This is a genomic window from Nonomuraea sp. NPDC049624, assembly GCF_040675255.1.
Classification (GTDB): Bacteria; Actinomycetota; Actinomycetes; order Streptosporangiales; family Streptosporangiaceae; genus Nonomuraea.
Map to the genome: position 1 here is coordinate 494,079 of NZ_JBFAOR010000003.1, position 17,222 is coordinate 511,300.

The window sequence follows — 17,222 nt, forward strand, 5'->3', positions numbered from 1 at the left end:
GCGCGAAGGACCGCCGGCCCGCGCGGCCGGAAAAGGAGGGCCAAGGTCCCGTCAAGGAGGGCCGCTGCACCAGGGGCGGCCGGCCTCGCGGGACCGAGGCTGAATGCCAGCGACGTCTGAAGGGATCAGGGCCATGGATCGCATCGTGCTCGGCTACGACGGCTCGGACTTCTCCGTCCAGGCCCTGGACTGGGCGCTGGACGAGGCCGAGCTCAGGAACCTGCCGCTGACCGTCGTCCACGCCTGGCAATGGCCGTACGGGGACGCGGACGAGGAGGCCAAGGCCCACCTGCGCAAGGCGGCCGAGCACGTCCTGTGGCACGGCGCCGAGTGCGCCCGCTCCACCAGTTCGGGCGTCCGCGTGGAGACCGACCTGTACGAGGGCCCGGCCGCCCAGCGGCTGGTGGAGCTGTCCGCCGACGCCACGCTCGTGGTGGTCGGCTCGCGGGGGCTGAGCGCGCTGCCCAGGGTGGTGGTCGGCTCGGTGGCCGGGTACGCCGCCGCGCACGCCGAGTGCCCGGTGATCGTCGTACGCGGTCCGGGGCCGCTGCCCAAGGCCACCCGGCCCGGCCCGGTCGTCCTGGCCGAGCGGGAGCCGGACGCGGCGGCCGTCGAGTTCGCGTTCGCCGAGGCGGCCATGCGCGGGCTGCCGCTCGCGGCCTCCGCCGACCTGGGGGAGTGGGCGGCTCGCCGTCCGGAGGTCCAGGTGGAGCAGGGTGAGCCCCGCGAGCGGGCGACGCTGGTCGTGGTCGGCCGGACGCGGGCGGCGCATCTCGGCACCGCGAGCTCCCTTCCGCAGCACGCGCCCTGCCCTGTCGCGGTGGTACCGGCGACCGCCCCCGAGAGCTCCTGAGACCTCCCGGATCACCCGGACGCGGGCGGCAGCCGCGGGTTCGGCACGGCCGCGGGCGTCACCGCGACCGGGCACCCGGACTCCAGCAGGGCGGCCTGCGTCACCGCTCCGAGCAGCAGGCAGGGAGGGGCCTCGTTCCCCCGGTTGCCGAGCACGAGGAGCGTGGCGTCCTTGGAGGCCTCCAGCAGCACGCGCGCGGGGCGTTCGGTCAGGAACTCGGTGACCACCGTCACCTCGGGACGTCTGCGGGCCAGGTGGGAGACGACTTCGCGGAAGCGGTTCTCCGCGCCCTTGCGCAGCGCGTGCGAGTCCACGAAGGGCAGCGGCTCCTGCCAGGACGACGACCCGCAGTCGGTCCAGCAGCACAGGGCCGTCACGGTGCCCTCGCGCAGGGCGGCCTCGTCCAGGGCGAGGTCGAAGGCGGCCAGGCTGGCGGGTGAGCCGTCCAGCCCTGCCACGATCCTGACGTCCTGGCGGGCGGGCGGCCGGAGCGGCGGCCGGACGACCACGACCGGCGTGACGCTGTGCGCGGGCACCTGGACGGCGGCCGACCCCACCTGAAGGCCCTCGAACCCGCCCTGCCCGCGAGATCCGAGCACCGTCAGCTCCGCCTCGCGCGCGGCCTCCAGCAACACCGCCGAGGGGGTGCCCCGGCCCAGGAGCGGCTGCACGTCCAGCTCCGGCGCCAGCTCCCTGGCCCGCCGGACGCCCTCGTCCACGACGCCGAGCGCCACCGGTTCGACGTGCCGCATGATCTCCTGGGCGACGGGCCTGGGGGCGTAGGGCCAGTGCAGGGCGTGGCAGACCAGGACGGGCAGCCCGCGCAGGCGCGCGTCGGCGACCGCCCAGTGCAGCGCGTGGCGGCTCTCGGTCGAGTCGTCGTACCCGACGAGCACGGGCCGGCCCGCGTGTGCGTCGATCACTGCCGCCTCCGGGAGCGAGATCTGTCCGGTCACCTGCCGGATGAGCCTGCCCGAGAGCGGCGGGACGAGCCCCACAGGCGCGGAGATTCTTGGCCTAGCCTGCTTGCCCGTCACGCAGCGGCGTCCCGAAGTTGGAGGGGAAAGCGGCGACTTTTGGTGGGTTTACGCCCCTTATATCCGTTTTGGCGGGTATGGGGACGTCGAAGGCGCGAAGGAGGCAGGATGCGCGGACGGATCGTGGCCGCGGTGGACGGCTCCGCGTCATCGACCGCCGCGGTGGAATGGGCCGCCGGCGACGCGCAGCGAAGAGGGCTGCCGCTCCGGCTCGTGCACGTGTGCGAACAGTGGGTGCTCGGCGTGGACGGCGCCCGCCACTGCGCGGGCGCGCTGGAGGCCGCCGCCGGCCGGGCCCGCGCGATCGGCGGCGGCGTCGAGGTCACCACCGAGATGCTGGCGGGCAACGTGATCGACGCGCTGATCGTCGAATCGGCCGCGGCCGACAGCCTGGTGCTGGGCAGCAGGGGCATGGGCGGCTTCGCCGGCATGGTGCTGGGGTCGGTGGGCCGGGCGGTGGCCGGGCACGCCTCGGGGACCGTCGTGGTCGTCCGCGGGGTGGTCGCCGTCCGGCACGACCTGGTAGTGGCCGGCGACGACGGCTCGGCGGGGTCGCGGCAGGCCATGGCGTACGCCGTCGAGCAGGCCCGTGCGCGGCGCGCCCGTCTGCACGTGGTCTACGCCTGGCAGGCGCCGGCGGTCTCGCCGTACTGGGCGGCCTACAGCCACCTGCTGGCCGACTCCTTCCAGGAGGAGGCCAGGGCGGCCCGGGCGCGGGTGAACCCGTGCCGGAGCGAGAACCCCGACGTCGAGATCACCGACGAGCAGGTGCGCGGGCACCCGGTGGCCGCGCTCACCGAGGCGGCCGCCGCCGCGGACCTGGTCGTGGTCGGCTCGCGCGGGCGGGGCGGCTTCTCCTCCGCGGTGCTCGGCTCGGTGAGCCACGGCGTGCTGCACCACGCGGCCTGCCCGGTCGCGGTGGTACGGCCGCGTGCGGAGCAGGCATGACGGGACCGGGGGGGTTCGGAGTGCCGGAGGAGGGGGCGTCATGGCCGGTGTGATCGTGGTGGGAGCCGACGGCTCGGCCCCCGGCGCCGCGGCGGTCGGATGGGCCGCCGACGACGCCGCGCGGACCGGCGCGGAGCTGCGGATCGTGCACGCTCTGGACCGGCAGCCGTACGCCGTCACCAGGTTCCCCGACTACGGCCAGGGCAACTACCTGCTGATGGCGGCGGCCAAGGTGCTGGAGGCGGCCGAGGTCACCGCGCGCGCCCGGCAGCCGTCGCTGCGGCTGCACGCCCAGGTCGTCGAGGGCACGCCCGCCGCCGTCCTGCTGGATCAGGCGCGGCAGGCGGACGAGCTGGTCATCGGCAGCCGGGGGCTGGGCGGGTTCGCCGGCGCGCTGCTGGGATCGGTGACCATGCACGTGGCCGGGCACGCCGCCTGTCCCGTGGTGGTGGTGCGCGCCGAGGGCGGCGGACCGGTCGGCGAGATCGGCGTGGGGATCGGCGACTCCGACGTCTGCGAGCCGGCCATCGGCTACGCCTTCGAGCAGGCCAGGCTGCGCGGCGCCCGGCTGCGCCTGATCCGCGCCTGGCAGATCCCCGTGCACGCCTTCGCCCCGGAGATCGCCTACGACGTGGACGAGGTCCGCGCCGCCCAGCACGAGGCGGTCCGCGCCAGGACGGCCGGATGGCGGGAGAGCTGTCCCGAGGTGACGGTCGTGGAGGACGTCCAGAGCGCGCACCCGGTCGAGGCGCTCACCGGGGCGCCCTGCGACCTGATCGTGGTCGGCTCCCACGGGCGGGGCGCGTTCGGCTCGCTGGTGCTCGGCTCGGTCAGCAGGGGGGTGCTGCACCACGCCCGCTGCGCCGTCGCGGTGGTCCGTCCCTAGAGGTCGTCCCTGGTCAGGAGGGTCGAGAAGCATGCAAGCTGAAATTATGAGGCAAACCCTGCGCTTCGGACGGGTGGCGGGGATTCCCGTCGGCGCTCACTGGTCCGCGCTGGCCATCGTCGTGCTCGTGGCGGTGGGTCTGGGCTCCGGGGTCCTGGCCGTCGCCGCCCCGGGCGCGGGCAGGACGGCGTACTGGGTCGCCGGCGCGCTCACGGGGCTGTTGCTCATGGTGTCCCTGCTCGCGCACGAGCTGGCGCACGCGCTGGTGGCCAAGCGGTGCGGCATGGAGGTGGAGTCCGTCACGCTCTGGGCGCTGGGCGGCGTCACCCAGTTCCGCGACGAGGCGCGCACGCCACGGGCCGAGGTGGTGACGGCGGCCGCCGGCCCCGCCGCCAGCCTGCTGCTCGGCGGTCTCGCCCTCGCCGTCACGGCCGTGCTGCCGCCCGGGGTGCCCAGGGCCGCCGTGGCATGGCTGGCCATGATGAACCTGATCCTGGGCGTGTTCAACCTGCTGCCCGGCAGCCCGCTCGACGGCGGGCGGGTGCTGCACGGCCTGATGTGGAGCCGCCACGGCGACCGCGCCCGCGCCGACGCCGGCGCCGCGCGGGCCGGTTACGCGATCGGCATGATGCTGACCTTCATCGGGTTCGTCGTGATCTGGGTGTGGAACCCGCTGGGCGGGATGTGGGTGGTGATCACCGGCTGGTACATCGCGGGCGCGGCCCGCGGCGAGATCATGAGCAGGGCGGCCCGGCGCGGCCTCGGGGGAGTGCTGGTGCGGGACGTCATGACGGCCACACCGGACCTGGCTCCCGCGTGGCTGACCGTGCAGGGGCTGGTCGACGCGGTGGTGCTCGGCTCACACCAGTCCGTCTTCCCCGTCGTGGGGTTCGACGGGGCGCCGCTCGGCGTGGTCTCGCTGGAGACCCTGCTCGCCGTGCCCGCCGAGCGCAGGGGGGACACCCGGGTGGAGACGCTGGTCGCCGCCCAGAAGCCGCCGCGCGCGCTGTCGCCGGACGACGACGCGGCCGCCCTGCTGGAACGTCCGTCGCGGGTCGGCGGCCTGTCGGCGGTGGTCGTCGAGGGCGGCCAGGTCACCGGCATGATCACCGACGCCGACCTGGGCAGGGCGCTGCAACAGGCCCTGCTGCGGCCCGCCGCCCCCGTGTGACGCGGGCCCACGGCGGCGGACGGTTCACAGGCCGTGCACGCGGCGGCCCGTGACCTGGTGCGGCACGACGCGGATGTAGAGATGGCGCTCCCCGCCCGCCCAGGGCGTGACGCCCGCGTCGGCCAGCTTGGCGACCTCGTCCTCGGGCACGTGGTGGGCGGGCCCCTGGATCAGCACGCTCCAGCCCTCCTTGCGCACCTCGTCGATCCGGTCCACCTGGAAGCCGATCATGATGTCCACGCCCTCCAGGCCGGTGCGCAGGTCCTGGTCCATGGGGCCGCCGCGGGACGTGCGGAACAACACGGCGCCCTCGTGCAGCCGGTAGTTGACGGGCAGCACCGTGGGCCCGTGCGAGCCGTTGAACGCGATCCGCCCGATCCCGCCCGGCGCGACCAGACGCAGGCACTCCTCGGGATCGAGGACCTCCAGGACCGGCTCGTCCGGGCCGGCGCCGGGGCCCGGCGGGCGGTCGCGGCCACCGCCCAGCAGGTCCTGCGGGGTCGTCTCCAGCGCGGTGGCCAGGCGGGTCACCGTGTTCCTGTCCGGGATGCCGAGGTGGCCCTCCAGGTACGTGACGTACCCGGGGGACATGTCGGCGCGCTCGGCCAGCTGGTCGACGGTGAGGCCCAGCCGGTCGCGGTGGTGGGCCACCCGGCGTCCGAAGTCGCCGCTGTTCGTCATGATCATCTCCTTCTCCGTGAGGACGAGGCCCGCACCGCCCGGCACGGGGACGCCGTCGACCCGCGTGCCGTCGTGGCCGGCCTCGATGGTGATCCGGCGTCCGCGGAACAGGACCGGCAACGAGAGCGTGCCGAGCCGTCCGGGCAGCAGCGGGTCGAGGAACAGGCCGTCGGGCCTCGGCTCCAGGCCCAGGTAGCAGCGTTGCAGCATGTCCACGGTCCCGGCCATCGCGCCCAGGTGCACGCCCTCGGCGGTGGTGCCGCCCTGGACGTCGTACACGTCCCCGACCAGCGCCTCGGCGAAGAACTGCCAGGAGCGCGCCCGGTCGCAGCGCGACAACACCCAGGCGTGCACGACCGCGCTCAGCGTGGAGCCGTGACTGGTGCGGTCGAGGTAGTAGGCGGTCGTCCGCGGGATCAGGCCGGGCTCGGCCGGGTAGCCGAGCCCGTCGAGGATCGCCAGCAGCTCGTCGGCGCCGAGCAGGTAGAACAGCATCAGCGTGTCGGCCTGCTTGGACGCCTTGTAACGGTTCACGTCGTCGCCGTCGGCCTCCAGGGCGCGGTCGAGGCGGCGGACGCCCGCGTACCGCTCCCAGTCGAGCTCGGCCAGCCCGGCGTACCCGGTGAACTGGCTGATGACGCCGTCGTGGAAGTCGACCCGCATGCGGCGGGTGATGTCCTCCCACCGCGCCGCCTCCCGCGCGCCGGCCACGCCGAGCCGGAGGGCGTGCCGCAGCAGCCACACGGTCATGACGTTGGTGTAGGCGTTGTTGGCCAGGCCCGGTTCGGCGGCGCCGGGGTAGGCGGTGTGGTACTCGTCCGGGCCCATGACGCCGCGGATCTCGTACCGGCCGGAGACGGGGTCGAGCACGGCCAGCGAGGCGAAGAACCGCGCGATGCCGATCAGCAGGTCGGCGCACCACGACGGCATGGAGCCGGTGGCCAGGCGGTACTGCCACACGTTGTAGGCGATGGCCAGGCCGACGTGGCGCTGCAGGTGGGAGACGTCCGGCAGCCAGCGCCCCGAGTCGGGGTTGAGATGGTAGGTCTGGGTCTCCTCCCGGCCGTCGCTGCCGCTCTGCCAGGGGAACATCGCGCCGTCGTACCCGGCCGACCGGGCGGCCGCGCGGGCCTCGGGCAGGCGGCGCCACCGGTAGCGCAGCAGGCCGCGGGAGATCTCGGGGAAGCGCAGGTTGAGCCAGGGCAGGACGAACAGCTCGTCCCAGAACACGTGCCCCCGGTACGCCTCGCCGTGCAGGCCCCGCGCCGGCACCCCGGCGTCGAGGTCGGCGGTGTGCGGCGACAGGGTCTGGAGCAGGTGGAAGATGTGCAGGTGGACGATCTGCGACAGCTCCGGCCCGTCCACGTTCAGCTCGGCCCGCTCCCACAGCCGCTCCCAGGCCGCGGCGTGCGCCTCCAGCAGCTCGGCGAAGCCCGGGGCCGTGGCCGCCCGCCGCAGCGCGGCCGACAGCGGGTCGTGCACGGCGGGATCGCGCGAGGTCAGCAGCGCGACGACCTTGGTGAACGTCACCGGCGCGCCCTCGGCGAGCGCCAGCACGTGCTCGCTGCCGACGTGATCGGGCTCCAGGGCGGGCGAGCCGGGGGAGGGGGCGTCGGCGCGGGCGGCCAGCGCGACGGTGACGCGGGAGGAGCGGGTGATCGCGGTCAGCCAGGTCAGCCCGTCGCGGTGGCCCGTCGCGTGCTCCGTCAGGTGGTCGCCGCGCAGGTCGCGGTAGCGTGCGACGCCGCTGTTGGTGACGCGCCCGTCCAGCCCGGCGCGGACGCGCAGCGGGCCCGACCAGTTCTCCGCGGTGAAGGTCGTCTCCAGGGCGGCCAGGGCGGGATCGGCCATGGAGACCAGGCGGCGTTGCCGCACCCGGGTGACCCGGCCGAGCGCGTCGCGCCAGCGCAGCTCCCGCCGCAGCACCCCGTGGCGCAGGTCGAGCTCCTGGGTGTAGCCGAGCAGTTCGGCCAGCTCGGGGCTGAACCAGTCCTGGCCGGGCGTGGCGAAGCCGAGCGGCAGCCAGTCGGGCAGGTTGACCAGGTCCTCGTTGATGACCGTCCGGCCGCCCACCTGCGAGGCCAGGCGGTCGTAGCAGCCCGCGTGGTAGGTGCCGGGCGTGCGGATGCGGCCCTCGGGCGTGGCTCCGCGGGTGGCGAAGCGGCCGTTGCCGAGCGTGCACAGCGCCTCGCGCAGCCCGGCCGAGCTCGGCGCGAAGCCCTCGTAGGTGAGCGTCCACGGGTTCCCCACGCCGAGGACGCTACCCACCTGCCCTTCCCCCAAGACAGGGACGTTGGTCACCTCCCCCGGGGGCGTACGACACTGATCCGGGCCCGATGGCGTTCCGGACCCGGCGAGGGCGTCGAGAATGAGGGGCATGACACGAGCTGTGTATGTCGCCGCCGGCGAAGCGGGAAGCAACAAGGGGACCGTCGCCCTCGGGCTGGTCGAGCTGCTGTCCCGGCAGGTGGGAAGCGTGGGCGTGTTCCGCCCCGTGGTACGGGCCGGGCGCGAGGACGGCCTGGTCAACACCATCCGCAGCCGGTTCCAACTCGCCCTGCCCTACGAGGCGTGCGCGGGCGTCACGTATGACGAGGTGCACGCCGACGTCGAGCGGGCGGCCGGCGACATCGTGGCCCGCTTCCGCGCGCTGGCCCGGCGCTGTGACGCGGTCGTGGTGGTCGGCACCGACTACACCGACGTGGGCGCGCCGACGGAGTTCGGGTTCAACGCCCGGCTGGCCGCCGACCTGGGCACTCCGGTGATCAACGTGGTGAGCGGCAGGGGCCGGACGGCCGCCCGCACCGCCGCGGCGGTCGAGGTGTCCGCCAGGGAGCTGGCCCACCATCACGCCCGGGAGCTCGCGGTCGTGGTCACCCGATCGACCGGCGGGCCGTTCACGTTCAGCCATGCGACGCCCGTGTTCGTGCTGCCGGAGACCCCTTCGCTGCGCGCGCCGACGGTCGCCGACCTGCTCGACGCCTGCGACGGCCGGTTCTTCCTGGGCGAGCGCGACGGGCTCGGCCGGGAGGCGAGCGCGCTGATGGTGGGCGCGATGTCGCTGCCCGGCATCCTGGAGCGGCTCACCGAGGGCGCGGCGGTGATCATCCCGTCCGACCGGGCCGCCGCGCTGCTGCCCGGCCTGATCGCCGCGCACACCTCGCCGGGCTTCCCGGCCCTGTCGGCGGTCGTGCTCACCGGCGGCACGGAGCTGCCCGGCTCGGTGGAACGGCTGCTGCGCGGCATGGAGATCCCGCTGCCGGTGATCGCCACCGGTCACGACACCTTCGACACCGCGACCCGGCTGTCGGCCGTGGAGGGGCGGTTCACGCCCGAGGCGGGCGGCAAGATCGACGCGGCGCTGCGCCTGTTCGCCGCGCACGTCGACGGCCCGCTGCTGCTGGAACGGCTGGACATCGCCAAGACCGACGTGGTCACGCCGCTGATGTTCGAGTACGAGCTGCTGGACCGGGCCCGCGCCCGGCGCAGGCACATCGTGCTGCCCGAGGGCGAGGAGCCGCGCATCCTGCGCGCGGCAGACATCCTGCTGCGCCGCGACGTGGCCGACCTCACCCTGCTCGGCGACGCCGAACGCATCAGGGTCCAGGCCGCCCAGCTCGGCCTCGACCTGGCCGCGGCCAGGGTGCTCAGCCCGTTCGACCCGGAGCTGCGCGAGCGGTTCGCGCACGCCTACGCCGAGGCGCGGGCCCACCGGGGGATGACCGTCGAGCTGGCCCGCGACACCGTCACCGACGTCTCCTACTTCGGCACGCTCATGGTCCACGCCGGCCTGGCCGACGGCATGGTCTCCGGCGCGACGCACACCACCGCGCACACGATCAGGCCGGCGTTCGAGATCCTGCGGCTGGGGCTGGTCTCCAGCGTGTTCTTCATGTGCCTGGCCGACCGGGTCCTGGTCTACGGCGACTGCGCGGTCAACCCCGACCCCACCGCCGAGCAGCTCGCCGACATCGCGATCGCCTCGGCCGGCACCGCGGCGATGTTCGGCGTCGAGCCCAGGATCGCGATGTTGTCGTACTCGACGGGCACCTCGGGCGCGGGCGCCGAGGTCGACAAGGTGCGCGCCGCCACCGAGCTGGTCCGTCAGCGCCGCCCGGACCTCCAGGTGGAAGGGCCGATCCAGTACGACGCCGCGGTGGACCCGGCCGTGGCGCGGGCCAAGATGCCCGGCAGCCAGGTGGCCGGGCACGCCACCGTCTTCGTGGTGCCCGACCTGAACACCGGCAACAACCTGTACAAGGCCGTCCAGCGCAGCGCGGGGGCGGTCGCGGTGGGGCCGGTGCTGCAGGGGCTGCGCAGGCCGGTCAACGACCTGTCCAGGGGCGCCACCGTGGCCGACATCGTCACCACCGTGGCGGTCACGGCCGCCCAGGTGCGCGACGAACCGGCGTCCTCGGGCCCGTCAGCCGGCGCCTGAGGCGCGCCACCGGCGGGCGGCGAGGACGGCGGCCAGCACGGCCACGACCCCCGCCCACGTGGCCGGATGGCTCCAGACGGCGGCGCCGGCCTGCTGCACGAGCACGAACACGCCCATGACGACGACGAACCAGCCGAACGCCGTGCGCAGCGCGTCCTGCGGGATGCGGCCCGCGAGCCGGCCGCCGGCCAGGCTGCCGATCACCGCGGACGCCGTCACGATCAGGGCGAGACGCCAGTCGATCGCGACGCCCGCCAGGTGCCCGGCGAGGCCGGCGAACGACTTCATCGCGATGACGAGCAGCGAGGTGCCGACCGCGACGCCCATCGGCAGCCCGCCCAGCAGGGCGAGCGCCGGGACGACGAGGAAACCGCCGCCGGAGCCGACCAGCCCCGTCACCGCCCCGACGACCAGGCCCTCCGCCGCGATGTGCGGCAGCGGCAGGTCGCCGTGGGCGGGCCGCGCCCGCTTCCTGGGGTTGCGGGGCCGGCGCAGCATCGCGACCGCCGTGGCCAGCATCATCAGGGCGAAGGCGACGAGCAGCGCCGTGCCGGGGACGTACTCGGCCAGGCGTCCGCCGCCGTACGCGCCGGCCATGCTGAACGCGCCGAAGAGCAGCCCGGTCCGCCAGCGGATCCGCCGGGCCCGCGCGTGCGGGACCAGCGCGGCCAGGCTGGTGACGCCGACGACGAACAGCGAGGTGGCGATCGCCTCCTTGGTGTCCTGCCCGGCCAGGTAGACCAGGATCGGCACGGTCAGGATCGAGCCGCCGCCGCCCAGCACGCCGAGGCTGACCCCGACGAGCAGCGACGCCGCGACGATCAGCACGGTCACGGGGTGCTCCGCAGCTCCGCGAGCACCGTGCGGATGTCGGTGCGCGGCCCGCGGTTGTAGGGCAGCCGGGACAGCAGGACGCCCATGGCACAGGAGTTGCTGACGGCCGCGTACGTCAGGCCCGCGCCGATCGCGGTGCCGATCAGGTGCGCGCCGGGCAGGAAGATCCCGGCCAGACCGGTGACCAGGACGACGGAACCGGCCACGAGCCGCACCTGGCGCTCGATGTCCCACCGCTCGGGCCCCCGCTCCAGGGACGCGCCGGCCGTCTCCCACGCGACGATGCCGCCCTCCAGGACGCGCAGGTTCGGCAGCCCGGCCTCGGCGAGGGCCTGCCCGGCCTGCGCGGCCCGCGCCCCGGAGCGGCAGACGAGCACGACGTCCTCGTCCAGGTGGGCCAGCAGCTCGGCCCGGTGCTCGCGCAGGGTGTTCAGCGGCACGTTGTACGAGCCGGGGATGTGCGCCGTGCGGAACTCGCCGGGCGTGCGCACGTCGAGCAGGCGCGGCGCCCGCCCTTCCTGGACGAGCCGCTGCAGCACGGTGGGGGTGAGGACGGAGGAGGTGTTCATGGTTCTTTCCTTCGCTGATACCCGGGGGGGGTATTGAGGAGACATATGTGTAGGACAGGGACGGGGAACGGTCCGGTCAGACGCCGGCCGGCTCGGCCGACAGGGCCCACGCGGCGTAGCCGCCGAGCACGTCGGAGACGTCCTGGAAGCCGCGGTGCCGCAGCAGGCTCGCCGCGACGGAGGAGCGGTGACCGCCCGCGCAGTGCAGGACGACGGGCCGGTCGGCGGGCAGCTCGCCGCTGCGGGCGGGCAGCTCGCTCAGCGGGATGTGCAGCGCGGCGTCGATGAAGCCGTTCGCCTCGCGCTCGCCCGCGGTGCGCACGTCCACGACGACGGGCGGGGCGTCGCCGGCGAGCGCGGCGCGCAGTTGCGCGGCGGTCAGGCGGCTGGCCGGGGCGACCTCGGCGGCCAGGGCCACCAGCGCGTCGTCGGGGTTGCGCAGGTAACCCGCGACGCGGTCGAAGCCGATCCGGGCCAGGCGGGTGACGACCTCCTCCTCGCGGTTCTGCGGCGCCATGACGACCAGCTCGGCGGCCGGGTCGAGCACGGTGCCCGCCTGCTCGGCGAAGCGCCCGTCGGCGGGCACGTTCACCGCGCCGCGCAGGTGCCCGGCGGCGAAGTCCTGCGGGTCGCGGGCGTCCACCACGACCGTGCCGGCGGCCCTCAGTTCGGTGAACCCGTCGAGGGTCAGCGGCACGGGCGCCGCCGAGGCGCCGTAGCGGGCGCGGTCCCTGCGGTTGAGGTCGGCGTCGTAGGCGAAGTAACCGGGGGCGGCGGGCTGCCCGGCGGTGACCAGCGCGACGAACGTCTCGCGGTCCATCGGCGCGCACGCGTAGTTGGTGGCCCGCTGCTCGCCGATGGTCGACTGCTTCTCGGCCGAGAGGTTCTTGCCGCAGGCCGAGCCGGCGCCGTGGGCGGGGAAGACCCGCACCGCGTCGGGCAGGCCCATGAGCCTGTTCTGCACGCTGTCGTACAACATCGCGCCCAGTTCCCCGGGGGTGACGCCGACGGAGGCGAGCAGGTCGGGGCGGCCGACGTCGCCGATGAACAGGGCGTCGCCGGTCAGCACCCCGTACGGGACGGGGTCCTCGGCGTGCTCGTAGACCAGGACGCTGATCGACTCCGGGGTGTGGCCGGGCGTCTCCATGATCTCCAGGGTGACGTCGCCGAGGGAGATGCGCTCGCCGTCGCCGAGCTTGCGGATGGGGTATTCGGTCTCGGCGCGGCGGCCGTAGCCGATCCAGGCGCCGGTGCTGTCGGCCAGCTCCAGGTGGCCGGCGACGAAGTCGGCGTGGAAGTGGGTGTTGACGACGCCGACGACGGTCAGGCCGTGCGCGCGGGCGTCGGCCAGGTACTCGGAGACGTCCCGCCGGGGGTCGACGACCACCGCGCGACCGGTCCCCTCGTCGGCGATCATGTACGACGCCTGCGAGAGGCAGTCCAGGTAGTACTGGGTGAAGAACACGGCAATCCCTTCGTGAGGAACGCGGCCAGGGGGTTGATACCCCGGGGGGTATCGCCTACCCGACAGTAGGTTCTCCGCGGAGAGGATGTCAAATACCCCCCGTGGTATTGCCCAGAATACCTGGGGGGGTATGGTGACCTGGACATATCCACCCGGCAATCCAGGCGCGAAGGGACCTCCGTCGTGCAGAACACCTCCGCTCCCGCCCCGGCCGGTCGGCCTCCCGTACGCCTAGGGCTCCGGGCGAACGCCCTGCAGTTCTCGCTGCTGGTCGTCGTCAACGTCGCCGTCGGCGGCCTGGTGGGCCTCGAACGCACCACCGTGCCGCTCATCGGCACCCACGCCTTCGGCCTGACCAGCGACCTCGCCGTCTTCTCCTTCATCGTCGCCTTCGGGCTCACCAAGGCGGTCACCAACCTGGCCGCCGGAGCGCTGACGGCCCGGTTCCGCCGCAAGCAGCTCCTGGTGGCCGGCTGGCTGATCGGGATCCCCGTCCCGTTCGTCCTGGCCTGGGCGCCCTCCTGGGGGTGGATCGTGGCCGCGAACGTCCTGCTCGGCCTCAACCAGGGCCTGACCTGGTCGATGACCGTCAACATGAAGATCGACCTGGTCGGGCCCGCTCGGCGGGGGCTGGCCACCGGCCTCAACGAGGCCGCCGGGTACACCGCCGTCGGCGCCACCGCCCTGCTCACCGGCTACCTCGCCACCCGTCACGGCCTGCGGCCCCTTCCCGAGCTCGTCGGCGTCGTCTTCGTCGCGGCCGGGCTGGCCCTGGCCCTGGCCGTCCGCGACACCGCCGCCCACGTGGCCCTCGAACTCGACCGGCACCCCCGGCCGGCCGGCGGGGACATCGGTCCGGCGGCCGCGTTCGCCCGCACGTCCTGGCGCGACCGCTCGCTGCGCGGCGTCAGCCAGGCCGGCCTGGTCAACAACCTCAACGACGGCCTCACCTGGGGCGTCTTCCCCCTCCTGTTCACCGACCACGGCCTGGGCCTGGCCGCCGTCGGCCTGATCAAGGGCCTGTACCCGCTGCTGTGGGGCGTCGGCCAGATCCCCGCCGGGCACCTCGCCGACCGCCTCGGCCGCAAACCTCTCATCGTCACCGGCATGCTCGTCCAGGCCGGCGGGCTCCTCCTGGCCGTCGCCCCGCTGGGCGACGCCCTGCTCGCCGGAGTCCTGTCCGCCGTCGTCCTCGGGCTCGGCACCGCCATGGTCTACCCCGCCCTCATCGCCTCGGTCTCCGACCGCGCCCACCCCTCCTGGCGGGCCAACGCCCTGGGCGCCTACCGCTTCTGGCGCGACGTCGGCTACGCGGCGGGAGCCCTGGTCGCCGGGGTGCTCGCCGACGTGCTCGGCCTCGGCGCCACGGTCGTCGCGGGGGCCGTCCTCACCGCCGTCTCCGGCCTGCTCGCCGCCCGCTGGATCACTGACCGTACGGCGGGCTGACGGGGGGCCCGTCCCAGGTCAAGCGCGTCCCAAGGTGCGGTCGGCATTGATCGCGCGGCCGGGGACGGCGGAAGCGCCCTTTGATCCACTCCTGGTTACAGTCCGTAGTGATCAGATCGCTCTGGGGGGAAGATGAAGAGTGTTCGCGTAGTCGCCGGCAGGATGGCGAAAGTGTTGTGCGCGGGGCTGCTCGCGGTCCCGTCGTCCCCGCTGGTCGTGCCCGATCCGTCGCCGGACACCTCGGTCGTGACGGTGCGCACCGGCGGCGACCGCACCGGCGACACCACCGTGGGGCCGCTGGCCGGGGTCGAGCTCGGCCTGTTCGCCACGCCCGACGCGGCCGTCCCGGTCGACGCCGACTGGGGCGTGTGCGTCTCGGACGACGACGGCGACTGCAGCTTCGTCGTCCCCGGCACCGAGCCGGGCGGCGACAACGCCGGCGCCCGCTTCTACGTCAAGCAGATCTCCGCCCCCGGCGGCTGGTACACCAACCCCGAGCTGCGCACCGGCCGCGGCAGCGGGTCGAACTCCGTCGCCACGCCGTACGTCTTCCAGACCCCCGCACTGGAGAGCGGCACCACGTACTCCTCCACCAGCGACTTCATGATCAACGACACCCGCGCGGACGCCACCGCCTCGACCGGGATCTGGCAGCAGTCACGGGTCAACCCCCGGCCCGATCTCACCTGCGGCCTCGACGTCGCGCTGCTGCTCGACCTGTCGGCCTCGGTGGGCAGCGCGCTGCCCGACCTAAAGGCGGCCGCCGACACCTTCACCGACGCGCTCACCGGCACCCCGTCCCGGATGGCGCTGTTCACCTTCGACCGCAACTCGCCCAGCGCCGGCACCACGAACAACCCCGACCTCATGCCGGTCTCCACCGAGGCGGGCGCCGAGGCGTTCAAGAACCAGTACGCCGACTGGCAGCTCGGCAGCGGCACCAACTGGGACCGCGGCCTGTGGGCGGTCGCCGAGGCCGCGCCGCGCTACGACCTGCTGGTGGTGCTCACCGACGGCAACCCCACCTACTACGACACCCTGCTCGGCGACGGCAGCAACACCCGCATCGCCGAGGTGGAGGCCGGGATCTTCTCCGCCAACGCGGTCAAGGCCGAGGGCACCCGCGTCCTGGCCGTCGGCGTCGGCAACGGCGTGACCGGCCTGACCGCGCTCAACCTGCGCGCCATCTCCGGCACGACCGCCTTCGACGGCTCCAACGCGGTCGCCGCCGACTACTTCCAGACCAGCGACTACGCCGCCGCCGGGCAGGCGTTGCGGGAGATCGTCCGCGCCCAGTGCGAGGGGTCGCTGTCGGTGATCAAGCAGCTCGTCCCGTCCGGCAACACCGGTGAGGACGTCACCGGCGCCACCCCGGCCGGCCCCGGCTGGGACTTCACCGCCGAGACCACCACGCCGGGCATCGGCGGGCTGCCCGCCACAGAGTCGACGACCGGCGACGGCACGGGGTCGGTCAACTTCGACCTCACCTTCAGCCAGACCGCGTCGGCCGACGTCACCGTCACCGAGGCCCAGCACCCCGGGCACACCCTGGTCACCCAGGACGGGCGCAACGCCGTCTGCCGCCTGATCGACACCAACGTCGAGGTGCCGGTGACCAACAGCGGCGGCCTCGGCTTCACGGTCGAGGTGCCCAGCGACGCGGCCGTCAGCTGCACCGTCTACAACCGCCCGCCCGCGCCGACCCCGACCCCGACGCCCACGCCCACGCCCACTCCGACACCCACTCCGACGGTGACCCCGACCCCGACGGTCACGCCGACGCCCACGGTCCCGCCGACCGTCACGCCCACGCCGACCCCGACGCCCACGCCGAAGCCCACGCCGACGCCGACGCCGAAGCCCACGCCGACCCGTCCGGAGCACTGCCACGGCGGGCATCCGTACTGGGACCACTGCGAGGAGCACCCGGGCTGGCACGACGTCTGCCACAAATCGGCCTTCGCCTGCCCGCACCCGCAGGAGTGGTCCATGCCTGACGAGGCATGGAACGAGGAGTGGTAGCCCGCAGGTAGACGCGTTCCCGGCACAAGGATTACCCGCGCCTTCGCGTCGGACCGCCGGCCGACGGGCAGCACCTGGGAGGGGCGGCTCGGGAACGGGGGCGGACGATGCGGGACGAAGCAGGCGGCGGGCCGGCGAGCGTGCGCCGTCGCGAGATGCTGGCCATGCCCGTCGCCCTGGCCTGCGGCTCGGCGATGCTGACCGGCTGCGACACCGCGCGGCCGGCCCGCAGTGCCGCGACGGCCAGCCCCGCCCCCGGCCCGGAGCGGGCCGGGGAGGCGCCGGTCACGCCGCCGGAGGACCTCATGCGCGAGCACGGGGTCCTCAAGCGCGTCCTGCTGGTCTACCGGGAGGGCGTCCGGCGGATCGGCGCCGGGGAGCGGGTGCCGGTCGGCCCCCTGCACGCCGGGGCCGGGATCATCCGCACGTTCATCGAGGACTACCACGAGCGGCTGGAAGAGCGTTACGTCTTCCCGCGCCTGGTCGGGGCGGGCAGGCTCACCGACGTCGTGCCCGTGCTGATCCGGCAGCACCGGCGCGGACGCGTCCTGACCGGCCGCATCCTGGACGCCACCGCGCGGCCCGTTCCCCAGAGCGTCCGCCGCGGCCTGACCGCCGACCTGGCCGCCTTCGTCCGCATGTACGAGCCGCACGAGGCGCGCGAGGACACCGTGGTCTTCCCCGCCATGCGGGCCGTCATCCCGCCCAAGGAGTTCGCCGAGCTGGCCGAGACGTTCGAGGACGAGGAGCACCGCCGATTCGGCGCGGCCGGCTTCACCGGCGTGGTCGCGCAGGTGGCCGACATCGAGAAGGCGCTCGGCATCTACGACCTCGACCAGTTCACCCCGCGCGGCTGACCCCGGCCGGTGCTC

13 protein-coding genes are annotated in these 17,222 nt (G+C 74.3%); 8 read left to right on the plus strand and 5 right to left on the minus strand.

Features of this window, described 5'->3' with window-relative positions; all coding sequences use genetic code 11:
- The first annotated feature begins 133 nt into the window (after positions 1-133).
- On the plus strand, positions 134-853 hold the full coding sequence (locus tag AB0J76_RS13690; RefSeq protein WP_352323733.1) for a universal stress protein: 720 nt from the start codon (positions 134-136) through the stop codon (positions 851-853).
- Positions 854-864: 11 nt separating this feature from the next.
- Here the strand turns inward: AB0J76_RS13690 and AB0J76_RS13695 are convergent, their stop codons facing one another.
- A complete protein-coding gene (locus AB0J76_RS13695) occupies positions 865-1,776 on the minus strand; it encodes a universal stress protein (RefSeq protein WP_352323732.1) in 912 nt (303 codons plus the stop codon).
- A gap of 222 nt (positions 1,777-1,998) precedes the next feature.
- On the opposite strand from AB0J76_RS13695, the gene AB0J76_RS13700 reads away from it, so the two are divergent.
- The 3 genes from AB0J76_RS13700 to AB0J76_RS13710 are packed head-to-tail and all read left to right on the plus strand — an operon-like array spanning position 1,999 to position 4,895.
- Entirely contained in the window at positions 1,999-2,838 is an 840-nt protein-coding gene (locus tag AB0J76_RS13700) for a universal stress protein (RefSeq protein ID WP_352323731.1), read from the plus strand.
- A gap of 40 nt (positions 2,839-2,878) precedes the next feature.
- The gene (locus AB0J76_RS13705; RefSeq protein WP_352323730.1) at positions 2,879-3,724 is read left to right on the plus strand and encodes a universal stress protein; all 846 of its coding nucleotides are present in this window, start codon (positions 2,879-2,881) and stop codon (positions 3,722-3,724) included.
- A gap of 46 nt (positions 3,725-3,770) precedes the next feature.
- Positions 3,771-4,895, plus strand: coding sequence for a M50 family metallopeptidase (locus tag AB0J76_RS13710; protein WP_352323729.1), 1,125 nt, complete (start codon positions 3,771-3,773; stop codon positions 4,893-4,895).
- A 24-nt stretch (positions 4,896-4,919) separates the two neighbouring features.
- Here the strand turns inward: AB0J76_RS13710 and AB0J76_RS13715 are convergent, their stop codons facing one another.
- Positions 4,920-7,826, minus strand: coding sequence for a pyridoxamine 5'-phosphate oxidase family protein (locus AB0J76_RS13715; RefSeq protein WP_352323728.1), 2,907 nt, complete (start codon positions 7,824-7,826; stop codon positions 4,920-4,922).
- Between the two features lie 127 nt (positions 7,827-7,953).
- Here AB0J76_RS13715 and pta point away from each other — a divergent pair, with 127 nt between their 5' ends.
- On the plus strand, positions 7,954-10,014 hold the full coding sequence (gene pta / locus AB0J76_RS13720) for a phosphate acetyltransferase (protein ID WP_352323727.1): 2,061 nt from the start codon (positions 7,954-7,956) through the stop codon (positions 10,012-10,014).
- Here pta and AB0J76_RS13725 read toward each other — a convergent pair.
- The 3 genes from AB0J76_RS13725 to AB0J76_RS13735 form a co-directional block, all read right to left on the minus strand.
- Positions 10,000-10,848 (minus strand): sulfite exporter TauE/SafE family protein, encoded by an 849-nt coding sequence (locus tag AB0J76_RS13725; protein ID WP_352323726.1) that lies wholly within the window; start codon positions 10,846-10,848, stop codon positions 10,000-10,002. The two genes, pta and AB0J76_RS13725, sit on opposite strands and share 15 nt — an antisense overlap.
- Entirely contained in the window at positions 10,845-11,417 is a 573-nt protein-coding gene (locus tag AB0J76_RS13730; RefSeq protein ID WP_352323725.1) for a rhodanese-like domain-containing protein, read from the minus strand. The genes AB0J76_RS13725 and AB0J76_RS13730 overlap by 4 nt, the downstream gene beginning before the upstream one ends.
- 76 nt (positions 11,418-11,493) lie before the next feature.
- Complete coding sequence (locus AB0J76_RS13735; protein ID WP_352323724.1) at positions 11,494-12,882, minus strand: MBL fold metallo-hydrolase; 1,389 nt, start codon at positions 12,880-12,882, stop codon at positions 11,494-11,496.
- Between the two features lie 183 nt (positions 12,883-13,065).
- On the opposite strand from AB0J76_RS13735, the gene AB0J76_RS13740 reads away from it, so the two are divergent.
- The 3 genes from AB0J76_RS13740 to AB0J76_RS13750 all read left to right on the plus strand — a co-directional run bounded on the left by AB0J76_RS13740 (position 13,066) and on the right by AB0J76_RS13750 (position 17,207).
- Positions 13,066-14,328 carry an MFS transporter gene (locus AB0J76_RS13740; RefSeq protein WP_352323723.1) on the plus strand — a complete coding sequence of 421 codons (1,263 nt, stop codon included), beginning with the start codon at positions 13,066-13,068 and terminating at the stop codon, positions 14,326-14,328.
- Positions 14,329-14,490: 162 nt separating this feature from the next.
- Positions 14,491-16,350, plus strand: coding sequence for a vWA domain-containing protein (locus AB0J76_RS13745; protein ID WP_352323722.1), 1,860 nt, complete (start codon positions 14,491-14,493; stop codon positions 16,348-16,350).
- 107 nt (positions 16,351-16,457) lie between these two features.
- Positions 16,458-17,207 carry a hemerythrin domain-containing protein gene (locus tag AB0J76_RS13750; RefSeq protein ID WP_352323721.1) on the plus strand — a complete coding sequence of 250 codons (750 nt, stop codon included), beginning with the start codon at positions 16,458-16,460 and terminating at the stop codon, positions 17,205-17,207.
- Positions 17,208-17,222: the final 15 nt, after the last annotated feature.